7 protein-coding genes are annotated in these 7,377 nt (G+C 48.9%); all 7 read right to left on the bottom strand.

Annotation, left to right across the window (positions count from 1 at the left end; translation table 11 throughout):
* Positions 1 to 276 (bottom strand): protease modulator HflK N-terminal domain-containing protein (locus tag A3751_RS13805; RefSeq protein ID WP_197466349.1); only part of this gene is annotated, 276 nt, incomplete at its 3' end.
* 182 nt (positions 277 to 458) lie between these two features.
* A complete protein-coding gene (gene hflX, locus A3751_RS13800; RefSeq protein WP_068457073.1) occupies positions 459 to 1,751 on the bottom strand; it encodes a ribosome rescue GTPase HflX in 1,293 nt (430 codons plus the stop codon).
* A gap of 94 nt (positions 1,752 to 1,845) precedes the next feature.
* Entirely contained in the window at positions 1,846 to 2,085 is a 240-nt protein-coding gene (hfq, locus tag A3751_RS13795) for an RNA chaperone Hfq (protein WP_068457070.1), read from the bottom strand.
* Positions 2,086 to 2,147: 62 nt separating this feature from the next.
* Complete coding sequence (miaA, locus tag A3751_RS13790; RefSeq protein WP_068457075.1) at positions 2,148 to 3,170, bottom strand: tRNA (adenosine(37)-N6)-dimethylallyltransferase MiaA; 1,023 nt, start codon at positions 3,168 to 3,170, stop codon at positions 2,148 to 2,150.
* Between the two features lie 53 nt (positions 3,171 to 3,223).
* Positions 3,224 to 5,164 carry a DNA mismatch repair endonuclease MutL gene (gene mutL / locus A3751_RS13785; protein WP_068457069.1) on the bottom strand — a complete coding sequence of 647 codons (1,941 nt, stop codon included), beginning with the start codon at positions 5,162 to 5,164 and terminating at the stop codon, positions 3,224 to 3,226.
* A gap of 123 nt (positions 5,165 to 5,287) precedes the next feature.
* Positions 5,288 to 6,616, bottom strand: coding sequence for an N-acetylmuramoyl-L-alanine amidase (locus tag A3751_RS13780; RefSeq protein ID WP_068457066.1), 1,329 nt, complete (start codon positions 6,614 to 6,616; stop codon positions 5,288 to 5,290).
* Positions 6,609 to 7,103 carry a tRNA (adenosine(37)-N6)-threonylcarbamoyltransferase complex ATPase subunit type 1 TsaE gene (tsaE, locus tag A3751_RS13775; protein WP_082863257.1) on the bottom strand — a complete coding sequence of 165 codons (495 nt, stop codon included), beginning with the start codon at positions 7,101 to 7,103 and terminating at the stop codon, positions 6,609 to 6,611. The genes A3751_RS13780 and tsaE overlap by 8 nt, the downstream gene beginning before the upstream one ends.
* Positions 7,104 to 7,377 lie beyond the last annotated feature (274 nt).

The raw sequence follows: 7,377 nt of genomic DNA, 5'->3' as shown, positions 1-7,377 counted from the left end.
ACCTCTCTGCTGCTCATCGATGGTATAAATCGACTTCCAACCTAAAAACAAGACTGCAATAACACCCAAGATCAGAAAAATGCCGCCCAAGCCCGAGGAGTTGTTACTGTTACCGTCTCCGCCGTTACTGCCTTTGCCACCACCAAACAAGCCGTTTAGCTTATCCGTCAGCTGCTTTAGCGCCTCATCAAGATCTGGCGGCCCTTGATTGCCACCGCGATTGTTATTGCCCCATGGGTCTTTACCGTTTGAATTACCCGGCTCATTCCAGGCCATACCTTACCCCGTTTGTTAGTAGGTTTTAGTTAGTTTGAATAGTACGCAATCCTAAAACGCGAAGCACACCTGAGCAAGCGCTAGCGGACAATCAACTATGAAATCTTTTTCAGAAAGCCTATGAGGCTCTTAAAGCTATAAATAATTAACCTTGCTGCAACTTATACGCTTCTCGCGATTTGCTAGATTCGCTTGATCAGTAGTTCAGCATGCGAGACACCACAACGCTTAAGCATTCGTTCAAAATCACTCGCCTGCAAGCGAACCTCAACGACGCACTGCCCTTCATCGTTATAATGCTCATTCAAAACGGCTTTTTCTTCATAGAAAAGCGCCCTAAGTCGAGACTGTTCGTGTCGCAAAGCAATGACAGCATGCACAACTTCTTCAGTAAGTAGCTCAGCTACAGCCTCATGTAGCAGATCGATTCCCGCACCAGTATTCGCAGACACCCAAACACGAACCGGCCTTCCTTCTTCATCCCGATCAATGCGGGGCGATGCATCATCTAGCAAATCAAGTTTGTTATACACCTTGAGCGTTGGAACCTCATCAGCGCCAATTTCGTCGAGCACAGTTTCAACCGCCTCAACATTCTCAAGCCGACGATCATCAGCACAATCGATGACATGTAACAATAGCGTCGCAGCGATGGTTTCCTCAAGCGTCGCTCTAAATGCATCTACAAGCTTGTGCGGCAGGTGCCGAATAAAGCCCACCGTATCTACGAGAATCGCCCGACCAACATCCGGAAAATCAATCTTCCTTAACGTTGGGTCAAGGGTAGCGAAAAGCTGATCAGCAGAATAAACCTCTGATTGGGTTACCCGATTAAATAGCGTCGACTTTCCAGCATTGGTATAGCCCACGAGAGAAATGGTCGGAATTTCTGCTCTAGTTCGAGCCCGCCTACCCTGATCACGCTGCTTTCTAACCTTACCTAATCGCCCCTGCAAAGCCTTGATACGAGCTCGCAAAAGACGCCTATCTGTCTCAAGTTGCGTCTCACCTGGACCACGAAGACCAATACCACCCTTCTGCCGTTCAAGGTGAGTCCAGCCTCGGATCAAGCGAGTAGACATATACTCCAACTGAGCGAGTTCAACCTGCAACTTCCCCTCATGAGTACGCGCGCGCTGGGCAAAAATATCGAGAATGACGCCCGTGCGATCAATCACTCGGCACTCTAGCACACCCTCAAGGTTGCGTTGCTGACTGGGCGATAATGCGTGGTTGAACAGCACAACGTCCGCCTCGCTGGCTTCAAGCTCGGCCTGAAGCTCCTCTAACTTTCCTGAACCAACGAAATAACGGGCGCTCGGCTGGGTGCGCGACCCGGAGACAATCGCTACCGGCTCCACTCCTGCAGAACGAACCAACTCCTTGAATTCGTTTACATCTTCGCGGTCATTTTCATTAGGGAAATCAATATGAACTAAGATTGCGCGTTCACCCGCGTCTGGACGATCAAACACGGTGGCGCTTATGAGCCTTCAAAACGAAAGCGGCTGCGACCAAAAAGGATCGCAGCTCAAAAGAAATTATTGGGAAGAATTGCAAGATACTTACTTATGCTCCAGCTTCTTCATCGCCAGTAGGCATGCGAACATTGCGCGCAGGAACTACTGTTGAGATAGCGTGCTTGTAAACCATTTGGCTAACCGTATTCTTTAAAAGGATCACGAACTGGTCAAACGACTCAATCTGGCCTTGCAATTTAATACCGTTAACAAGAAAAATTGATACGGGAATACGCTCTTTTCGAAGCGCATTGAGGTATGGATCTTGAAGTGAGTGTCCCTTCGACATTCTATTATTCTCCCGACTTTTTTGAGTTATGTTTTCTAAATTATAGTTTGCTTTTCTGCTTGTTACTTAAATGCGGCCACATCAAAACAATTCAATACTGTCGCCAGATTATTTTGATCCCCTGTTTCCAGCCATGTAAGCTCGTCCCAAGAGCGCAACCAAGTTAGCTGACGCTTTGCCAACTGCCTCGTCGCAATGATACCCCTTTCGACCATGAAGTCGTAATCATATTTTCCATCAAGGTATTCCCACATTTGACGGTAACCGACACAGCGCATCGATGGCATCTGTAGCGTCAGATCTCCCCGAGCTCTCAACCGAGCAACCTCGTCCTCAAACCCAGATTCAAGCATTGTACGAAAGCGGGTCGCTATTCGATCATGCAAATCTTTGCGCTCCGCAGGCGCAATCGCAAAGGACTTCAAACGAAAGGGCACAGGTGGTATCGAATCGTCAATGATAGTGTAATCCGCTTCACCCTTATTTCCAGTTCTAACAGAATTATTTTTTATCTCCTGCAGACCTGCGCCAAGCGCATTCGCCTCACCTGAGTTATGAGACCGTTGCATCCGCCAATAATCTGTCAAAGTCCTACCACTTACACGGTAAACTTCGAACGCGCGTTGCAATCGCTGAGTATCTGAAGGCTTAATTCGCTCTGCCGACTCCGGATCAATATCTTTTAGCAAGCTGTGGATGTGCGCCCACCCCTTTTCCTCAGCAAGCCGATTAATCTCTTTTCGAACACCTTCATCCGCTGACGGCATCGCTGCAATTCCGTCACGTAGCACGCGAAAGTACATCATCGTGCCGCCAACCAACAACGGTATCCTGCCTTTTTCGCTGATCTTGCGCATCTCACTCAACGCATCTTCATAAAACCGCGCTACAGAATATGACTCAATTGGGTCGAGAATATCAATCAGCCTGTGTGGCGCCTCAAGCAATTCCTCAGCGGTTGGCTTGGCAGTACCAATATTCATGTCACGATAGATCAGCGCAGAGTCCACACTAACAATATCAACCGGCAAATGTTTGCAAAGCGAAATGGCTAAATCGGTCTTACCAGATGCAGTCGGCCCCATCAGACAAATCGCAGGAGGTAACGATTCTAACGCTACGCCATTGCCAACCAACGCTATCGACCTCGCAAAAAGAGCTTATCAAGCTCAGGCATTGATAACGCAGTCCAAGTAGGTCGTCCGTGATTACACTGCCCGCTTCGCTCTGTCTCCTCCATGTCTCTCAGCAAGGCATTCATCTCAGCTTGCGTCAGCACTCGATTTGCTCTTACCGAACCATGACATGCCATGGTTCCCATCAACTCGTTCGCTTTTGCTTCAAGCTGATCTGAATAGCCACTACCCAACATATCACTGAGCACATCTCTCACCAGCTGGACAACGTCCACCTTTTGCAGAATAACTGGCACCTCTCGAACTATCAGTGCCTCTGGGCCGCTCCGCTCGACTAACAAGCCAAACTTGCGAAGCTCATCTGAGCACTCTTCAGCCACATCAGCCTCCCTAGAGCTCACCGCCAAAGAAATAGGTACTAACAGCGGTTGAGCCTGAATACCGGCACCGTAAAAGTCGGCTTTCATTTGCTCGTAAGTAATACGCTCATGCGCTGCGTGCATATCTACGATGATCAGACCAGAGGCATTTTGCGCAAGGATATAGATACCGTGCAGCTGAGCTACGGCAAACCCCAAAGGATATTCCTCAGCGCCGCCCTGACTTGCCCCGTCCTGCAGAGTATTCTGACCCACAACGGATTGACGGAAGGCGCTACTCTGCGCAACGCCAGAATCTGCATAACCGGCTTCTGCCACCGAATTCGAAGCGGCACTTGCACCACCATAAAGACTTTGCATACCCTGCAACGTTGCGCCCACTTCGGAAGACTGCTGCGAGCCGAATCCATACGGACGAGTGCCGGAAACAGAGTTTACCGGCAATGCCATGCTTGCCTGGCTGTTAAATCCCGGCTGGGCTGCAAGACCAGATTCAGCATGTATCGCCTCACTCTCTGCGACACGCGATTCACTTTGCTCATCTCGCATATACTCATCTGGCCGAACGTCCGCTAGCGCCCGATGCAGACTCCGAAAGATAAAGTCATGCACCAATCGACCATCTCGGAAACGCACCTCATGCTTAGTTGGATGAACATTCACATCAACTAATGCGGGGTCTAGCTCCAAATACAAAACGAAAGCGGGATGACGACCGTGATAAAGAACGTCTCGATATGCCTGCTTAACCGCATGACTAACCAATCGATCGCGTATCACACGACCATTAACAAAAAAATACTGAAGATCGGCCTGACTTCGTGAGAACGTAGGGAGCGCGACCCAGCCCCAAAGCTTTAAGCCCGTTGCTTCAACATCGATCTCTACCGCATTTTCCATGAACGGCTTGCCACATAGACTTGCAACACGCTGCTCTCGGTCCCGCAAGGTCACTGCTGGGCGTAAGCTATGCACCGGCTTACCGTTATGATTAAGGTCAAACCCGACATCAAACCGTCCAAGCGCTTGTCGCTTAACCACCTCTTCAAGATGATTAAACTCGGTCTTCTCAGTACGCATGAATTTTCTGCGCGCAGGCGTATTGAAGAATAAATCTCTAACCTCAACCGTTGTGCCTCGATTGTGGGAGGTAGGGCTAAGTGTTGCATCCATATCTCGACCTTCGGTCTCCACTACCCAGGCCTCTTGCGAACCCTCAGCTTTGGAACTTAGCTGAAGTCGCGATACAGAACTAATACTTGCCAGAGCCTCGCCACGAAACCCAAGCGTCGCGACTGCCTCAAGATCATCGAGAGAGATAATTTTACTCGTAGCGTGACGGCTCAATGCTAGCGGCAAATCATCCTTATCAATACCGTAGCCGTTATCACGTATTGAAATACGCTTGATGCCTCCACCTTCAATACTAATCTGAACGCGGTCACAACCGGCATCTAATGCGTTTTCAAGCAGCTCCTTTACAACAGACGCCGGTCTCTCAACCACTTCACCTGCAGCAATCTGATTCGCCAAACGGGCGGAAAGTTTGTGTATTTTAGACATGACTATTGGGAGAATTGAATGTGCACAAAGTGTAACACGCGCACCAATGTTTTCTAAGCGCCAAGCACCCCAATAAAGCAGCGTATATAGGGTTATTTCAAGCCAAAAAAACGAAAAAACACTCTAAGAGCGCGGTAAAACCAACTGCTGTCCAACCTTAAGAACATCTGAACGTAGCTTATTTAATTGACGCAACTGACTGACACTCACCGCATAGCTTGCGGCGATGTGCGACAGGGTATCGCCACGCTTGACGGTATAAGATGCCGCCCTAGATGAAGCCTGACTTGACGCAAGCCAAGATCCTAAGGGCGGAGTTTCGCGAAAATAACGCTTCACTCCGGTGGAAATCGAAGTCGCGATCTTACGCTGATATTTTTGTGTCTTAAGACGACGAGACTCAGCAGGATTCGAAATAAAACCCGTCTCCACCAAAATAGACGGGATATCAGGCGACTTAAGAACAGCAAAACCCGCCTGCTGCACCTGTGACTTGTGCAATCGCGCGACACCGCCAAGCGAGCTAAGTACCTTGTCGCCGACCGAAAGACTAGCCTTCAGGCTCGCAGTAGAGCTTAGATCAAGCAGCACTGAGGCAAGCATATCGTCATGATCACCTAGCTTTACACCACTACCACCAATTAAATCAGACGCATTCTCTTTCTTTGCTAGCCAGCGAGCCGTCTCACTCGAAGCCCCTCGCAAAGACAAGGCGTAAACAGAGGCACCATTAGCCTGAGCGCGCGTAAATGCATCCGCATGTACAGATACAAACAAATCTGCGTTGCGCTTTCGCGCAATTTCTGTGCGTTTACGAAGCCCAATGTAATAATCGGTCTCCCGTGTTAGGTACGCTTTATACCCTTGTACCGCATTAATCTGGCGCACCAACTCTTTTGAAATCGCCAAAACTACGTCTTTCTCACGCACTTTGCCTGGCCCAATAGCACCCGGATCTTCGCCACCATGCCCTGGATCAACGACCACAACGACATCCCGTCTGCCGTCTACGATATCCAGTTTTTTCACAGGTTTAGACGCGCTCTTTGCACTCTTTGGATACAAATCGATCACCAAACGATTTCCGTACTGGTCGTTGGGTGCTAAAAGAAAACTCTTTGGCTTCACCTGCTGCTTCATGTCCAGAACGATACGAAGATCTGAACCATTACGCACCGCACTGCGAATTGACTTAACCGGAGATGCCGCAAGATCAAGCGTATCAAAACGCGTTTTCTTTTTAGCGCCTTTCAGATCAATCACCACACGCTCTGGATTTTGCAAAGTCATTAGTTTGTGACTGACAGATGACCCAAGATCTAAAACCAAGCGCGAATGATCCGGCGCGTTCCACAGCCGAATTTCCTTTACATCAACCGGCTTTGCCGCAACGGACGAGACCGAAACCAACAATATTGAACATGCAGCGATGAATCTCAGAACACTAGACATGAAACACCTCGTTCTCAAACTCCACAACATCAACACAACTAGAAGCCGCGACCTTGCCATCACAAACGCGCCCTTCACCATCGACAGTCAAACCCAACTCTAGATCGGGTTGTGGCAACAAACCGCGCCCCTTTTCTGGCCACTCAACGAAGCATACAATCCCGTCTAAGGCTTCAAGCTCTGGATTAAGAAAATCACGCATTCCCATAAATTCAAGCTCTTCCGGATCTGCGAGTCGGTACAAATCAAAATGGTAGATTTTTCTACCTAACACTTCATATTCCTCAACCAAGGTATAGGTCGGTGATTTAACGCTGCCTTGATACCCAAAGCCCCGAAGTACCGAGCGCACAAGCGTCGTCTTTCCAGCCCCGAGTTCACCCTGAAGATAGATGACAATCAACGGCAGCGCCTGCGCCGAAAGTGCTTTTGCCAATCTCGCCCCAAATTCCGCGGTGGCGTGTTCGTTTACCAAGGATATTTGCATGTCAAAACAGGCCCGGCGACACATTAATTGCTTCAGTTTGCTAAACTAACGCAAGTTTGTAGAAAACAAATCTAGAAACAGCCTTAACTTAAGCAAGTACTTATTTGTTAAGCTTAGCAAAGCACCCCGGATTCTTCACTTAACATCATGTCACGATCAACAAATAACCTTGCACCTGTTTCACCCGCTCTGTGGAGCGCTATTCAACACCGAGCAAAAGAGCTTGGCTTCCAACAGTTAGGCGTTACCTCAACCGATTTGGGCCAACATGTTG

The sequence above is a fragment of the Oleiphilus sp. HI0080 genome, assembly GCF_001635135.1.
Note: the sequence above shows the minus strand (reverse complement) of the source record. Positions and strands in the feature narration are given on the sequence as shown.